The sequence below is a fragment of the Streptomyces sp. NPDC005151 genome (genome assembly GCF_053599875.1).
On sequence record NZ_JBSFYR010000136.1, the window covers coordinates 1 to 14,266 of the forward strand.

At 69.5% G+C, this 14,266-nt stretch carries 18 protein-coding genes and 2 pseudogenes; 11 read left to right on the plus strand and 9 right to left on the minus strand.

The annotated features are described in order from the left end of the window. Window positions 1–222: 222 nt before the first annotated feature. A complete protein-coding gene (locus ACWD6R_RS37180; RefSeq protein WP_451822788.1) occupies window positions 223–1,068 on the plus strand; it encodes an IS3 family transposase in 846 nt (281 codons plus the stop codon). A 30-nt stretch (window positions 1,069–1,098) separates the two neighbouring features. Here the strand turns inward: ACWD6R_RS37180 and ACWD6R_RS37185 are convergent, their stop codons facing one another. Beyond that, window positions 1,099–1,527: a hypothetical protein gene (locus tag ACWD6R_RS37185; RefSeq protein WP_451822789.1), complete on the minus strand. Its 429-nt coding sequence runs from the start codon at window positions 1,525–1,527 to the stop codon at window positions 1,099–1,101. Between ACWD6R_RS37185 and ACWD6R_RS37190 the strand changes: the two genes are divergently transcribed. Further along, window positions 1,520–1,918, plus strand: coding sequence for a hypothetical protein (locus ACWD6R_RS37190; RefSeq protein WP_451822790.1), 399 nt, complete (start codon window positions 1,520–1,522; stop codon window positions 1,916–1,918). The two genes, ACWD6R_RS37185 and ACWD6R_RS37190, sit on opposite strands and share 8 nt — an antisense overlap. Here the strand turns inward: ACWD6R_RS37190 and ACWD6R_RS37195 are convergent. Next, window positions 1,869–1,988 (minus strand): helix-turn-helix domain-containing protein, encoded by a 120-nt coding sequence (locus ACWD6R_RS37195; protein ID WP_451822804.1) that lies wholly within the window; start codon window positions 1,986–1,988, stop codon window positions 1,869–1,871. The genes ACWD6R_RS37190 and ACWD6R_RS37195 overlap by 50 nt on opposite strands. A gap of 100 nt (window positions 1,989–2,088) precedes the next feature. Between ACWD6R_RS37195 and ACWD6R_RS37200 the strand changes: the two genes are divergently transcribed. Beyond that, window positions 2,089–3,186: a baeRF2 domain-containing protein gene (locus tag ACWD6R_RS37200; RefSeq protein WP_451822791.1), complete on the plus strand. Its 1,098-nt coding sequence runs from the start codon at window positions 2,089–2,091 to the stop codon at window positions 3,184–3,186. Window positions 3,187–3,226: 40 nt separating this feature from the next. Here the strand turns inward: ACWD6R_RS37200 and ACWD6R_RS37205 are convergent, their stop codons facing one another. Next, complete coding sequence (locus ACWD6R_RS37205; protein ID WP_451822792.1) at window positions 3,227–3,679, minus strand: YbhB/YbcL family Raf kinase inhibitor-like protein; 453 nt, start codon at window positions 3,677–3,679, stop codon at window positions 3,227–3,229. A gap of 110 nt (window positions 3,680–3,789) precedes the next feature. Here ACWD6R_RS37205 and ACWD6R_RS37210 point away from each other — a divergent pair, with 110 nt between their 5' ends. From ACWD6R_RS37210 to ACWD6R_RS37230, 5 genes and pseudogenes are all read left to right on the plus strand, one after another. Beyond that, window positions 3,790–4,341 (plus strand): nucleoside-triphosphatase, encoded by a 552-nt coding sequence (locus ACWD6R_RS37210; RefSeq protein ID WP_451822793.1) that lies wholly within the window; start codon window positions 3,790–3,792, stop codon window positions 4,339–4,341. A gap of 399 nt (window positions 4,342–4,740) precedes the next feature. Then, window positions 4,741–5,559 (plus strand): isocitrate lyase/PEP mutase family protein, encoded by an 819-nt coding sequence (locus ACWD6R_RS37215; RefSeq protein WP_451822794.1) that lies wholly within the window; start codon window positions 4,741–4,743, stop codon window positions 5,557–5,559. A gap of 199 nt (window positions 5,560–5,758) precedes the next feature. Further along, window positions 5,759–5,998 (plus strand): annotated as a pseudogene (locus tag ACWD6R_RS37220) (helix-turn-helix domain-containing protein); the annotation flags it as partial. A 13-nt stretch (window positions 5,999–6,011) separates the two neighbouring features. Further along, window positions 6,012–6,851 carry an IS630 family transposase gene (locus tag ACWD6R_RS37225; RefSeq protein ID WP_451822795.1) on the plus strand — a complete coding sequence of 280 codons (840 nt, stop codon included), beginning with the start codon at window positions 6,012–6,014 and terminating at the stop codon, window positions 6,849–6,851. A gap of 40 nt (window positions 6,852–6,891) precedes the next feature. Further along, window positions 6,892–7,356 (plus strand): transposase, encoded by a 465-nt coding sequence (locus tag ACWD6R_RS37230; protein ID WP_451822796.1) that lies wholly within the window; start codon window positions 6,892–6,894, stop codon window positions 7,354–7,356. A gap of 29 nt (window positions 7,357–7,385) precedes the next feature. Here the strand turns inward: ACWD6R_RS37230 and ACWD6R_RS37235 are convergent, their stop codons facing one another. Beyond that, window positions 7,386–7,754 carry a hypothetical protein gene (locus ACWD6R_RS37235; RefSeq protein WP_451822797.1) on the minus strand — a complete coding sequence of 123 codons (369 nt, stop codon included), beginning with the start codon at window positions 7,752–7,754 and terminating at the stop codon, window positions 7,386–7,388. 736 nt (window positions 7,755–8,490) lie between these two features. On the opposite strand from ACWD6R_RS37235, the gene ACWD6R_RS37240 reads away from it, so the two are divergent. After that, window positions 8,491–8,850: an NUDIX domain-containing protein gene (locus tag ACWD6R_RS37240; RefSeq protein WP_451822798.1), complete on the plus strand. Its 360-nt coding sequence runs from the start codon at window positions 8,491–8,493 to the stop codon at window positions 8,848–8,850. Between the two features lie 34 nt (window positions 8,851–8,884). Here ACWD6R_RS37240 and ACWD6R_RS37245 read toward each other — a convergent pair whose 3' ends face one another. From ACWD6R_RS37245 to ACWD6R_RS37255, 3 genes and pseudogenes are all read right to left on the minus strand, one after another. Further along, entirely contained in the window at window positions 8,885–9,130 is a 246-nt protein-coding gene (locus tag ACWD6R_RS37245) for a peptide deformylase (protein ID WP_451822799.1), read from the minus strand. A 324-nt stretch (window positions 9,131–9,454) separates the two neighbouring features. Further along, window positions 9,455–10,383: pseudogene (locus ACWD6R_RS37250) on the minus strand (sugar kinase). Between the two features lie 70 nt (window positions 10,384–10,453). Beyond that, complete coding sequence (locus ACWD6R_RS37255; protein WP_451822800.1) at window positions 10,454–10,723, minus strand: SMP-30/gluconolactonase/LRE family protein; 270 nt, start codon at window positions 10,721–10,723, stop codon at window positions 10,454–10,456. Window positions 10,724–11,281: 558 nt separating this feature from the next. Between ACWD6R_RS37255 and ACWD6R_RS37260 the strand changes: the two genes are divergently transcribed. After that, window positions 11,282–12,346: a PP2C family protein-serine/threonine phosphatase gene (locus tag ACWD6R_RS37260; protein ID WP_451822805.1), complete on the plus strand. Its 1,065-nt coding sequence runs from the start codon at window positions 11,282–11,284 to the stop codon at window positions 12,344–12,346. Here the strand turns inward: ACWD6R_RS37260 and ACWD6R_RS37265 are convergent. Beyond that, entirely contained in the window at window positions 12,279–13,163 is an 885-nt protein-coding gene (locus ACWD6R_RS37265) for a plasmid pRiA4b ORF-3 family protein (RefSeq protein WP_451822801.1), read from the minus strand. The two genes, ACWD6R_RS37260 and ACWD6R_RS37265, sit on opposite strands and share 68 nt — an antisense overlap. Before the next feature lie 59 nt (window positions 13,164–13,222). Further along, window positions 13,223–13,903, minus strand: a complete 681-nt coding sequence (locus tag ACWD6R_RS37270; protein WP_451822802.1) for a hypothetical protein — start codon at window positions 13,901–13,903, stop codon at window positions 13,223–13,225. A gap of 66 nt (window positions 13,904–13,969) precedes the next feature. Here ACWD6R_RS37270 and ACWD6R_RS37275 point away from each other — a divergent pair, with 66 nt between their 5' ends. Beyond that, window positions 13,970–14,254, plus strand: a complete 285-nt coding sequence (locus ACWD6R_RS37275) for a hypothetical protein (RefSeq protein ID WP_451822803.1) — start codon at window positions 13,970–13,972, stop codon at window positions 14,252–14,254. The last annotated feature ends 12 nt before the right edge of the window (window positions 14,255–14,266 follow it).

The window sequence follows — 14,266 nt, forward strand, 5'->3', positions numbered from 1 at the left end:
AGCCGGGTGCGGTGAAAGCCGCCCGCCCGGTTCGGGAAGGGACCGTCGGAAAAGGACCTCAGCCGGAGGCACCTCGTCGGCGGTCTACTTCACTCTGTGGGAGCCCGGGGGCGAAATTCCCCCGGGCCACCCGACTTCGCGAAGGAGACGATGAAGTAGGCACGCTGTGCCGTTTCATCGACGCGGAGAAGGCCGCCGAAACCAACCCCCGCCGGCTACAGCGTGGCTTTGCTGTGCCGCGTCACGGGGATCAACCGCTCCACCTACTACTCCTGGCTGGCGGCCCGGCCGGCAGCGGCCGAACGGCAGTGTGCCGAAGACGAGTTGACCGAGGAGATCCGCGAGATCCACACCTCCTCGCGGGGTGCCTACGGCGCCCCGCGCGTGCACGCCGCGCTGCGGCGCAAGGGCCATGCGATCAACCGGAAGAAGGTCGAGCGGATCATGCGCGAGCGCGGCATCCGTGGCATCACCCGCCGCAGGCGCCGCCACCTGACGCAGCAGGACACCAAGGCCGCACCGGCTCCGGACCTGGTCGGCCGCGACTTCACCGCCGCCCGGCCAGGCGCGAAGCTCGTCGGCGACATAACGTATCTGCCCACCATCGAGGGCTGGTGGTACCTGGCCACCGTCATCGACCTGGCGACGCGCGAGGTGATCGGCTACGCGATGGCCGAACACCACCGCGCTGAACTGGTCACCGACGCCCTGCGGATGGCCGCCGGCCGCGGCGACCTTCAGGGCGGCTGCATCATGCACACCGACCGCGGCAGCGAGTACACGAGTAGCGAATTCCGCCGCGAACTACGGGAGTTGAACCTGAAGCAGAGCATGGGACGAACCGGCATATGCTACGATAACGCCGCAGCCGAGAGCTTCTTCGGACTGCTGAAAGCAGAGATCGGCACCGCCGTCTGGGAGAGCCGCGAGGCGGCCCGCGCCGACATCTTCCGCTTCATCGAGGTCGAGTACAACCGCACCAGGCTCCGCAAACACCCCGAGTTCGGGTACCTCACCCCACTCGAAACCCGAGCCAGGCTGCAGCACGACTTCACCCCCGCAGCGTAAACAACCGCTGTCCAAGATCAGGGGGGAACTTCACTCTTCACTTCCTCCGGCCCTGCCGGCCGCGATCTTGCCAAGCTCGGGCAAGCGTACGGGGATCTTCCACGGCCGGGCCTGCGTGGGAGCTTCGCAGGATCTGCTCCCAGGTGCCTTCCGCCAACCAGCGGCCGGCGTCCGCCGGCCCCAGGCGCCGTAAGGTCGTCGTTCGCGGGAACAGACATTGATGGCGCGATAGAAACGCGCGGGGCGGACGGCTGTTGGGATGTCGAGGTCGACCTTCTGGATTTCGACCTCCGGCACGGCCACGAGCAAGTAGGGCCGGCCCCGAAACGCGGGCCTCAACACGGCAGTACGGGCTCCGGCGTCGTCGCGGATGCCCGAGAACTCCAGACCCGAGACCCGGCCGTACAGCTGCCCGGACTTCGAGAGACCGCCGACGACGAGGTCGTCGTGGATGAGCATGCCCGCCATCTGCCGAGGAAGATGCCCGCGATGCTCAGCCCGGCCAAGCAGATGGCCGCCGTCTCTCGCCCCGGCCACCCGCCGAGGGCTCGCCCACCTCGATGGCGACCTCCCCACCACTCACGCCATCGTCCCCACCCTTGGCCAGCCCGGGCAGCACCACTGCGTCGACGGCGACATCTGGTGGTCGCACGGCGATCCGGAGCGGATCGGCACCTGTCTGGCGCCGAAGGAGCGCCGGATCAGATCGCACGAGCGGAAGGGCTGGTCGCTGCTGGTGGCGTCACCCGTGCCGACCGGCCGGGACGCGAAGGCCATCGATCGGGTGGTGCTGGACAAGCTCAAGACGCGCGACGCCACTGCGACGGAGGGGTACCGAAGCGCCTGCTGAAGGCGGCTTCGGAGGTGCAGCCGACTTCGTGAGCGATCGCGCTGACCGGTTGCTGCGTGCTGCGCAGCAGGGTGGCGGCGACCTCCGGGCGGCGTTCGGCGAGGTGGGCCGCTGGGGAGCGGCGGCGGGCGCATCATCGAAGGTGTGGAGACCATCGACGAGGAGTGGCGATGAGGCTGTCGTTCCTTGAGCCCCTCTACGCGGAGCCGGGCCCGTACGTCTCCGTGTACCTGGACACCTCCCGAGACGTCGAGCATCCCGAGCGGGCGATCGCGCTGCGCTGGCGGCGACTGCGCGAGAGCCTGTCCCGTCAGGGCGCGGACCGGTCTCTGCTGAACGCGCTGGAGGAGGTCGTCGGCGCCGACACGGAAGTGCCGGGGGTGCACGGGCAGGCCGTCTTCGCCGCCCACGGCACGCTCGTCCTGGACGGGGAGCTGCCGAGCCCGCCCGAGCACGACTCCGCGCGCTACAGCACCCTGCCGGACGCGATGCCCCTGGTCACCCAACACGTGCCAGAGATCCCCTACATGGCCGTGGTCGTCCACTACGGCGGCCTTCCGACCGCCGCGAGCCACGGCTGGGTGACGCTGGAGGCGGAGACCGGCACCTGGCCCGCGTCCACCGTCACTCCTGGTGAGCGGCTGCACCGCAGGGTTGCGGTGGCGACCTGGCACCGCGCCTCCGTCCGGCTCGGCCACCGGCTGGACGAGCGGGCGCGGCGCGCCCGTACCGACGCCGTCGTCGTGGGCGGGGACGAGTGGGCGTGCAACGTACTGATCCGCCGTCTGCCGCACACCCTGCGGGACAAGGTCGTGCGTGTGGGCGGCCCCACCCCCACCGACACCGGACGCGCCCTGCTGGAGCCGCAGCTCGACGGCGTCTTCCGCGGCCGCATGGCCGCGCACGACTGGGAACTCGTGGATATCTTCATCAGCCGGCGTGCCCTGGACGGGCCCATGACGGAGGGGCTGGCCGCCACCGTCGCCGCCCTCCAGCGGGGCCAGGTCGCGGTGCTGCTGCTGAACCGGCCGCCCGAATCCTCGCTGCGGCTCTGGGTCGGCTCCCGGCCCGCCCAGCTCGCCCTGACCGAGGCGGAGCTGGTGTCCTTCGGTGTGCGGGCCCCGCGCGAGGAGCGCGCCGACGAGGCCCTCGTCAGGGCCCTCGTCGGCACCGGTGCCGAGCTGGTCGTCGTACCGGAGAGCGCGCTGAGGCTGTACGAGGGCGTGGGCGCCCTGCTGCGGTACACCGACGCGGGCACCCCGTCCTGACGCCGACGCGCTCCGCTGCCCGGATCACCGGCTGATGCGCTCAGCGCTGATAGGTCCCGACCAAGGTGCCGGAGGCCAGCTCCCGGCCCTGCAGGGCGCGGTGCACGTCCTCGGCGCCCGGGTGGTCGCGCAGCGGCAGCGGCTCGGACAGGGCGTACAGGCGGAAGAAGTAGTGGTGCGGCCCGTGCCCCGGTGGCGGCATCGGCCCGCCCCAGCCCACGCGTCCGAAACCGTTGGGCCACGGCAGGCCGCCCTGGGGCTTCTGCCCCTCCACCACCCCGGTGGTCCCCGGATCGATGCCGGTCACCAGCCAGTGCAGGAAGGTCTTCCCCGGTGCGTCCGGATCCTCGCACAGGAGGACCAGCTCCGTGGCCTCGTGGGGCACCCCCGACCAGGTCAGGGGCGGCGAGATGTTCTCTCCCTCCCCGCTGTACCGCCGGGGGATCACCGTATGGTCGTCGAACGCGGTACTGCTGAGTTCAATTCCGCTCATGCGCGCCGCCATACCCGCAAGGACGGCACCGCCACCGGTCCGCACCGCAAACCCCCCGTTCGGCCGAGCCCGACCGGCCCCCTCCGCCAGGCGGGGGTGAGGATGGCCGTGTGCCGACAAGGATCCTGCTCGAGGGCCGCCCTGCAGCGGGCAAGACGACCGCCCTGCGCCGACTGGCCGCGCTGCTGCCCACCCGCGCAGCCACCGGCTTCACCACGGAGGAGATCAGGCAGTCCGGCGCCCGCGTCGGTTTCGCCCTGGAGACCCTGGCGGGTCGACGGCAGGTGCTCGCCCATGTCGACCTGCCCGGTCCGCCGCGGGTGGGGAAGTACGGGGTCGACCTGGGCGTCATGGAACGACTGGCGCTGCCGTCGCTCCGGCCGGCGACGACCGACGAGGCGCCAGGCCGACTGGTGCTCATCGACGAGCTGGGCCGGATGGAACTGGCGTGCACGGCGTTCCGCGACGCGGTCGAGGCGCTGTTCGCCGCAGAGGTCGACGTCGTCGCTACGGTCCACGCACACCGCGACCCGTTCACCGACGCCCTCAAGCGACGTACCGACATCGAGGTCGTCCACCTCACGCCGGCCAACCGGGACGCCCTGCCCGGGGAGCTCGCGTCCCGACTGCAGCAGCCCGGGGCGCACGAAGGGCCTAGCTAGGAGCTGTTTCGGGCCTGATCGGCATGCGAGGACGAAACACCGAGCCCAAGCCGCCCAGAGGCCCTCCGACGGATCGCTTCAAGATCGTTCGCGACACCCCGCCGCCCGAGTGCGCACGTAGTGCGCGCCCGGCGCACCAGGGGCGCGAGCACGCAAACCCGGCCCCCGCTATCCAACCCCTGAAGTTCCACCGCGTTGATCCGGACCATACACGGACCACGGTCCCACTGGCCGCCACCCTGAGCCACAAACACTCAGGTCAGTCGACCTAAGTGGTCGGCTCCGGAAGTCCTTCGGGGGTTGACTCCGGAGGTGGGGGCAGGTGCGTCGGTTTCGAGGTCGACGTCTGTGTCGGATTCTTGCCAGAAGGTGGGCGGCAGTCGATGTTTGACTGCGTCCATGACTATCACACAGCCGGACAACGCCCACGTCTTCCGCTCCCTGCACACCGCACCTGCACCCCTGGCTCTCGCCAACGCCTGGGATGTTGCGAGCGCCCGCGTCATCGAGGCCGCGGGCGCCCCGGCGATCGCCACGACCAGTGCCGGTGTCGCCTGGTCGCTGGGTTCCCCGGACGGCGACTTCCTTACCCGCGACCGGGCGCTGGAACTGGTCGGCCGAATCGTCGCTGCCGTCGCGGTTCCGGTTACCGCGGACATCGAGGGCGGGTACGGGACGGATGCCGACGGCGTTGCCGAGACCGTAACCGGGGTGCTCGCGGCTGGCGCCGTCGGCGTCAACATCGAGGACGGCACCCGGCCCCCGACAGAACTCGCGATGCGGCTGGCCGCGGCCCGGCAGGCCGCCGACCGGGCAGGCGCGGACCTGTTCCTCAACGCCCGTATCGACACCTTCCTGTTCGGGCTCGGCAACCCGGACACCCGGCTGAAGGAAACCCTGGCCCGGGCACACATGTACGTCGATGCGGGCGCGGACGGCATCTTCGTCCCCGGCATCACCGACACCGCCACCATCGCGGCGCTGGCCAGGGACATCTCCGTACCGCTGAACGTCATGGCCGGCCCCGGCGCCCCGACCGTTGCCGAGCTCGGCGCCCTTGGCGTGGCTCGCGTCAGTCTCGGCTCGGGCGTGGCACAGGTCGCCTACGCTGCCGTCTGCCGCACCGCGCAGGAGCTCTTCGGCACCGGCGACTACGACTCCCTCGCCGAAGGCATGGCCTTCCCGGAACTCAACGCGCTGTTCTCCGAGCCCCACTGACCTTGGTCGAGTCGGGAGGCGCGGCCATGACTGCCATCCTGCCCGAGCCGCGTGGCAGGGCGTGTGGCGTGCCGGCGCGCGGGTGCGGCAGGCCGCCGCCGAACGTGATCCTTTTCTCCCGATTGGCCCGTCTGCCGTGCCTGTTGCCGTCGCCTGTGCAATATTTCTGACCGCCACTGATCGCAAGCGGTTGAAGAAGGTGGCCTGGGGCCATAAGAGCGAGTATCGGCAGCGGGTGCGGGCGCATATCGTGCGGCACGCCGCGCGCGGCCGTTCCAATGCCCGCATCGCGCGTGAGACGGGTCTGCACCTCGACACGGTGCGCCGATGGCGGCGCCGCTTCGCCGAGCAGGGACTTGCCGGGCTCCAGGACCGTCAGCGATCCGGCCGCCCGTCTTCGTTCACGCCCTTGCAGGCGGTCGAGGTAAAGGCGCTGGCCTGCCGAGAGCGGAGTGCCGCTTTCGCGCTGGTCGTGTCCGGAGCTGGCCCGCGAGGCCGTCACACGGGGCATCGTCCCCTTCCTGTCGGCCTCCACCGTGCGCCGCTGGCTCAAGACCGACGCGCTCAAGCCGTGGCAGCACCACTCCTGGATCTTCATCACCGCCCCGGACTTCCGCCCCCGGGCCCAGCGCGTCCTTGACCTGTATGCCCGCACCTTCGAGGGCACCGCGATGGGAGACGACGAGTACGTCATCAGCGCAGACGAGAAGACCTCCGTCCAGGCCCGCTGCCGCTGCCACCCCACCCTCACCCCCGGCCGTGCCAGAGCGATGCGGGTCAACCACACCTACCGGCGCGGCGGAGCCCTTGCCTACCTCGCCGCCTACGACGTCCACCAGGCGAAGGCGTTCGGCCGCTGCGAGGAAACCACCGGCATCGTGCCGTTCATGGCTTTGGTCACCCAGGTCATGAGTCAGGAGCCCTATGCCACCGCGAAACGCGTGTTCTGGATCGTGGACAACGGTTCCTCCCACCGCGGGAAGAAGGCCGCCGACCGGCTGACCACGGCGTTCCCGAACGCGGTCATGGTCCACACCCCGGTCCACGCCTCCTGGCTGAACCAGGTGGAGATCTACTTCTCCGTCGTTCAGCGCAAAGTCGTCCAACCCAACGACTTCACCGACCTGACCCAAGTCAGTGACCGGCTCCGGGACTTCGAGAACCGCTACAACGCCACGGCACAGCCGTTCCAGTGGAAGTTCACCACCACCGACCTGGACGATCTGCTGGCCAGGCTCGACCGGCACACCGCCGATCGCCCAGAACAATCCTCCGTCGCACTGACGGCATGATCAACCCCCGAGGGACTTCCGGAGCGGACCACTAAGGTTCGTGTACCACCAGCAGACGAAGAACCTCTCGGTGTCGTTCTCCCCGAAGAAGCTCGGCTTCTTCTGGGCCCACAAGAAAAGGCACCTGACCTGGGCTTTAGCCCGTCAGGTGCCTTTGCTGGCACGCGCTTACGACCCAGAGCGGCTTCTCGAAGTCCGCCTGGCCTGCCCCGACATCAACCGGGCCTGCGACCTCGCCCGTGCTTTCTCCGAGCTCGTTCGCCATCGGCGAGGATTCCTCCTGCTGGAGTGGATCCGCCAGGCCGAGCAGGATGCTCCGAAGCCGATGAGTGGGTTCGCCAGCTTCCTCCGGCAGGACCTCGACGCCGTCACCGCCGGACTCGCCCTGCCCTGGAGCTCCGGAGCCGTCGAAGGCAACGTCAACCGGATCAAAACGCTCAAGAGGGCGATGTACGGCCGAGCGTCATTCACGCTACTGCAAACCCGGATCCTCACCCAGCCATGACTTTCACGGAACTCCGGTCAGAGCCCTTTTCAAGGTTCTCGACGAGCCTCATCACTGGCGCTGTGTCGCGGATTCGGCAGGGGGCGGATGCACTGCAGATGTCGTTCATGGACGTCGCCCAAGACGTCGGTGACCTGGACACTAATGTCGAGCACGGCCAGGCGCTCAAGAGCCTTCGAACCCAGAGCGAGCAGTTCCATGCCTTCTCGATCGACGTTCGTCATCGGTATGGCCGCGCCGGAACCGAGGTGAAGGAGGAAGAAGTCTTGGTCCCAGTTGAGCCCGAGTGCTGCAAGCGAGTCGACAGCGCGGGACCAGGACATCCAGCCAGAGGGGATAGCAACGCCGTCCGCGTACGGCTCGGATACCCGGATCCGGTAGGTGACGGAGCGCACCACGGATCGCCCCCCGCCAGCGTTGACGAGGGTGACCGTTCGTAGTGAGTCTGTCAGTTCGCGACTGCGTCCCGCGAACCCGGACCAACTCAAGACCGGCTGCATGGTCTGGGACAGTTGGGACCGGGTCACAACGATGCCGGTCAGTAGAGCGACAACCGCTGCGCATGTGGACGCGTCAAGAACCGTGAGCCGCCATGGCCAGACTCCGCGAACGGGGCTGCTCAGGTTGGCCTTGACCACCTCCCAGGCCAGATCGACGAGTGCGAAGGAGAGCAACGCCCTCGGTAACCGAAATGTCTTGCTGCTGGTAGAGACTCTCCGCTGACTCCACCGTGACTCATCCACAAGCCCTCCCAAGCCTTTGTCAGCCGCGTGGTCTCACCATGCAGCGCGCCGTGACATTGGAGCAATAGCCGGAACTTGTTGCACAACCTCGGCGGTTCACCTGACCCGCTGATCTTGGTTCGTTCCTGAGAAGCTGTTGTCTTTCCGATCTTGAGGGCAGTGTTTTCGCTGGTCGGGCATAGTCTGGCGATCCCGTGGGAGTGGTGGCCTGTCGTGTCGTCACTCCTGTGGAGGCCGTGGATGCCGTCGGTGGTCGGCCTGCTGGAACAGCGCGAACTCGCTTCTCGCCGTCGTGTGGACGAGCTGCGGGAGGAGGCCGACTGGCGTCGGCGAGCAGGGTCTGCTGCTCGACCGGCACCGCCGAGGGACGTGGGAACTCCCAGGTGGCACGGTGGAGCCCGGAGAGAGCTTCGAAGAGACTGTCGTGCGCGAGCTGGCTGAGGAAACGGGTCTCGAAGCAACCAGTCAGGACGTCACCCTCGTTGGGACGCTGGTCGACCGCGTGGACGACGTGCTGCGCGTCACCGTCGGCGCCGTCGTCAGAGCCTGGGAGGGTGAACCCGTCAACCAGCCGGACGAGAGTGTCGGCGACTGGAGGTGGCACAGCCTGGCCGCCCTCCCGCAAGGGCTGTTCGTCTGCTCCGCTCAGATCCTCACGTCCTGGCGTCCGGACCTGCCCATCGATCGCCCCCCGGCGCATTTCACCCCGTTCCGCACGGGCACCACGGCAGGTCGCACTTCCGCGTCCTGACGCCAATGGCCAGTACGGGCGAACTCAGCGAGTGTCACCCGTACTTCCGGGCGCTGCCGGTCTGCCGGTACTCCTCGACCGGGATCGGCTGGACTCCTGGCCACATCCGCGCGGTGCAGAGGAGACCATCGAGACGGTCGATCTCGTGGGCGACGAGCCGCGTGAGGCCGCGGTCGTAGTCAGTGGAGGTGTCGGAGCCGTCGAGGGCGGTGGCCTGCACGGTAATGGCCGGCGGCCGGGGGACCATACCGCGGACGTCGACCAGCTTTCCCGTGACCAACCACCTGCTCTTCGTATGAGGTGAGGCGCGCTGAAACACCTCCTGTCCCGCAGGAGGTGTTTCGGCATGTGCAACTTTTGATCGGGGTGTCCATGTGGATGGCGAACCGACGGGTACCCCCCGACCCAGCACTCGTCGGCCCGCTGGGTTCCCACCAGCCGGACGTAGCAAGCCTGCCGTGCGTCGAACTCGTATTTAAAGATCGATTCCCCGGCGCTTGTGAAGAGTCCGATCCGGGTTGGTCCCAGCGGTGGGCGACCGGGCCGGGCAGCGGAACTGCCGGGCACTGGTACGGACTCGGCGACGGGTGGCCGGATCGCCAGGTCACCCGCCTCCTGACCACTCCTCGGGCGCCGCGTCCAGTAGCTCGGCCAGGCGGGCGCGGTCCGGCAGCTGGCCGTGGTCGCCGGTGACCCGCAGCGCGGCGCCCGCCGTGAGATGCCCCAGCCGCAGCGCCCGTACGGGTTCCTCGCCGCGCAACAGCCCGGCGAGGAACCCGGCCGCGAACGCGTCACCGGCGCCCACTGGTTCGACAACCTCGACCCGCGGCGCGGGCACGGTGTGGACCTGGGGGCCGTCGAAGGCGGTGGCCGCCCGCCCGCCGTCCTTGACGACGAGGATGCGCGGTTCCGGCAGCAGGTCCCGCACGGCAAAGGCGTCGGCCAGTCCGCCTCCCCACAGGGCCTGGGCCTCGTCGAGGCCGACGAACGTGATGTCCGCCCGCCGGGCGAGCCCGAGCAGGGCGGAGGCCGCCGTACCGTCCGTCCACAGGGCGGCCCGGTGGTTGACGTCGAAGCTGACGGGACAGGAGCGTTCACCGGTCGCGGGGGCTCCAGCAGCGCGGTGACCAGATCCCGGCAGCCTGCCGAGAGCGCCGGGGTGATGCCGCTGAGGTGGACGAGCCCGGCGGTGCGCACGGCGTCGTCGTCCAAAAGGTCCGGGGTCAGGGCCGAGGCGGCGGAGCCGCGGCGGTAGTAGTGGACCCGGGTGCCGTCGGTGCCGGGGTCCTTGACGAGCAGTCCGGTCGGGCGGTGCCGGTCGGCGCGTACGCCGCTGATGTCGACGCCGGACGCAGCCACTTCGGCGCGGATCCGGCGTCCGAACGGGTCGTCACCGAGCGCGGAGACCCAACGGGCGGGCATCCCGTGGTCGGCGAGGTACATCGCCACATTGGACTCGGCGCCCGCGATCCGGACCCCGAGCAGACCGGCGCCGTCCAGCGGGGCGGCGGGTTCCGGGACCAGCGCCGCCATGGTCTCACCGATACAGGTGACCGGTCCCGGGCGGGCCGCCAACCGGTTGCGCGGGACGCGGGGATCGCGGTCACTCGGCCCTCCCGGGTCGATAGACGGAAGTGGGCAGGCCGGGCACCCCGACCCGCACGGCGAAGACCGCACCGTCCAGCGGTCCGGGTGCGGCGAGACCGTGCCGGGCGCTGGTGACGTACAGGGTGTCCCCGTCGAGGCACAGCCCGGCGGGCTGCGTCGCGGGGAGCCTGATCTGCTGGTCCAGGGTGCCGTCGGCGCGGTAGCGGTGGACGGTGCCGGTGCCCCGGACCGCGGTCCACAGGGCTCCCTCGGCGTCGACCGTCATGCCGTCGGGGTCTACGGTCAGTTTCCAGCGCAGCTTGGTGGCGACCCAGTCGGCGCCGTAGGTGAACTGAGCGGACTCGGCCGGCGGCAGACACCCCCGATCCGGCAGTCGCCAGCCTTGCCCAGCGTGCCGGAGCACCGCCTCGCCACCCCGGGCGAGAAGACTCCGCCCTTCGGGAACCGGTGTCGTCCACCACTCACACCTGCGGACGCACCACCGCCACCTCCCGGCGGGCCAACCCCGCACAAAGGTCCTGACATGCCATTGGCTGGAGCAATGACCAGCCCGAAGCGCAGCGGCGCAGCAAGATGGACGTCTTGACCACCTCATGTGCCAGGAGTGCCGCGTGTACAGGCTGTGTGAGTGGAGCCGCCAGGAGCGCCGTCCGCGTGCAGGCCACACGGTAGCTCCGTCCTGCGACCGGGCAGCGTCCGTGCTCGCGCCGCTCACTCCGCGACGGAGCGAGCAGTGAGGCGGCCGGGCCGCCCCGGGGCGGCGAGCGGCTCGGCAGCCGGGCCTGGCAGTGGGGGCCCACAGGTGTCGCCCGCGCCCGCCTGGATGCGCTGGCTGCCCGCCTTCTACGTCGCGGGCATCCTGGTGCTCGAACCCATTACGCCCGTGCAGTGGCCGGTGAGCTTCCTGCTCATCGCCCTCCCCGTGATCGCCGCCTTCGCCCACGGCCCCGCTGCCGTCGCTGCCGTCACCGTGTTCGCGATCGCCTTCGAAGCGGTCCTGGCCGGCACCCCCTGCTGCGCTGGCCGCCCGGTGGAATACGTGTGGGAGCGCCACTACGTGGCTGCCTACCTGTGCACCGCTCTGGTCGGCGTCCTTGGAACAATCCTGGCTGCCCACCGCATCCGCCGGGAACGCACCCTCGCCACCGTACGTTTCGTGGCCGAGATCGCGCAGCGTGTCCTGCTCAGCCCGGTCCCTCACCGCATCGGCCCCATTCTGGTGGAAGACCTCTACCTATCCGCCGCCGCGGAAGCACGCATCGGCGGTGACCTGTATGAGGCCGTCCCCACCACGTACGGACTCCGCCTTGTCATCGGCGACGTCCGCGGCAAGGGACTCCCTGCCGTGGAGACTGCCGCCACCCTCCTCGGCGCCTTTCGCGAGGCCGCCCACGACGAACCCGACCTCGTCGCCGTTGCCCGCCGGATGGAGGCCAGCATGCACCGCAGGGCCGCCCGTCTAGCCGGAAACGACATGAGCGAGCGCTTCGTCACTGCTGTCTTCGCGGAGATCCCCCGCCACCACGTGGTCCGCATCGTCAACTGCGGCCACCCCCCGCCCCTCCTCATCCGCCCCGACGGAGTCACTGAGCTGGAGACGGCCGACCCCGCACCGCCCCTCAACCTCGGCATGCTCCTCACGGAGGCCTACCGCGTCGACGAATACCCCTTCCGCCCCGGCGACCAGTTGCTGCTCTACACCGATGGCGTCACCGAAGCACGCGACCCCACCGGGGCCTTCTACCCCCTCCGCCAACGTGTCCTCTCCTGGGGCCCCCTCCAGCCCCGGGAGCTCCTCGATCGTCTCCATCACGACCTCCTCATCTACAGCAACAACCGCCTCCACGACGACACCGCGGCCCTCGCCGTCTACCACCTGCCCGACTAGCCCCGGTCTTTGCCTGCTCGGCTCGCAGTGCGACGCCGAGCAGGGCGCGGGCCTTGTCGACCTTGTCGAGTGCGTCCAGGACGGAGCCGACCGCGTCGGTGATGCTGGGTGGCGGCTCGGTGGTCAACGCCTTGACCGCTTCGACGGCGGGCTTGGGCTGCCCTGCGCCCTCTTCCGGTTCGGCCTGGGAGTGGTCAACGGGTTGACCACCCGTGGCGGGTGCACCTGGATACCGGCGGCTGGAGATGTCGAGGACCTCCCGCTGCCACGGGGCGGGTTCGGGGTAGCCGACGGACTTCGGGTCAGCCAAGCCGCGGTTGATCTCGTCGCGGTCGAAGTGCGCCGGGTTGTACTTGTGCAGGCCCCACTCGCGCAGTTCGCGATAGCGGGGCCCTTTGCGGGCCCGGATCGCCCGCAGGGTGCGTTCGTAGCCGAGCGGGCCGCCGCAGTCCTCGGGCGGGCAGGCCCGGCGGCCGGCACTGCACCGCGGGTAGTGGGTGTTCGCGGCGGGGCGGTGGATCTTCTCGACGGTGATGTGGTGGGTCCAGTAGTCACCGAAGTCGTACACGTACCCCGTGCCGGAGCCGACCTCGGGCAGCATCTGGGCGACGGTGTACGCGGACGGCTCACGGCCGTTGTGCCCGTACGTCTCCCACCGGGCGCCGAACTCGTACAGGTGGGCGTCGTCCCAGCCCATGGTGACCTGGATGACGGCGTGCAGACCGGACAGCGGGGTGTGCGAGTAGACGTGGATGCGCCGCCACACCACCGGCTCGGTGTCCGGCATCGACACTCGCAGCTGGTGCACGGTCTCCACGGGGGCAACCGTATCGGCAGAGGTCCACTCACCGCCGTTTGCGGCCCCTGACAGGATTCTTACCCGCACCCCAGGTCGGACAGGTGCAGCCCGGTCAGTCCGCCGATCCGCAGCGTCGTGTCGGACAGCCAGGTCACCACCATCGTGTCGCGGGCGGTGTTCACCACCTCCAGCAGTTCCGGCCGGGCCCCGTCGGGCAGCATCTTCGGGTGCCGGCGGCGAGTCCCCCTCTTCGGCGTCAGCGGGTTGACCGCCACCGACGTCATGACATGCCCGAGCAGGGCCCGGTCCCGGTCCGCCTGGGTCGGCAGCCGCCGCACCTCCAGCGCGGACCGCAGATCATCGTTCATCCCGCGCTTAGCGCACTGGTGCAGGTAGAAGCCCTTCAAGCAAGCGGCTGCGGTCTGGAGACCCGACTCGCCGTACGGCTTCTTCGGTGGCGTCCGCCACGGCTGTCCGAACGGCATCGCCACCCTCGCACCGACCGCCCCCATGTACCGGTGCAAGTCCATCAGCGTGACCTTCTCCGTCGCCAGCCCCTCACGCACCCGCCACCGCAGATGATCGACCAGCGTGTACGCGTAGGTCTTCTGCGTCCCCGACGCCTCGTACACCCGCAGGAAACTGTCGGCCTCCTCGTCCGCCGACCCGTCCGGCCAGACGATCGTGTACGACCACCCGCCACCGGCCCGCTTCATCGGCTGTACCCGGATGTCCTCCAGGACCATCTCGCTTCGCACGCCATCTCCCGCCCCTCATCCCGTACATCGGAAAGGGAACGGAGACGATCAGTAAATAGACACGCGATGCGCTCTCAGATCGCCCCATCGAGCGAAGCGCACACTCAAAGCACACTCGGTAAAGGCCGCGACGCCGCCGAACTCACCGCGCTCGCCGACCACCTCACCGCCCACGGCCTGGTCCTGGAAATGCTCGCCGGACCCCTCCAGGGGATGTACGACCCCAGCGGTCCAGGACGCCTGCTGTTCGGGTTCTTCGCCGCGATGTCCGTTATCTCAAGCTCGCCGATCAAGCAGGGCTGTGACCTGGGTTGCCAGGTCAAGGACGGTGTCTTCGACCTGGCCGCGTGACCCTTTCGAGCG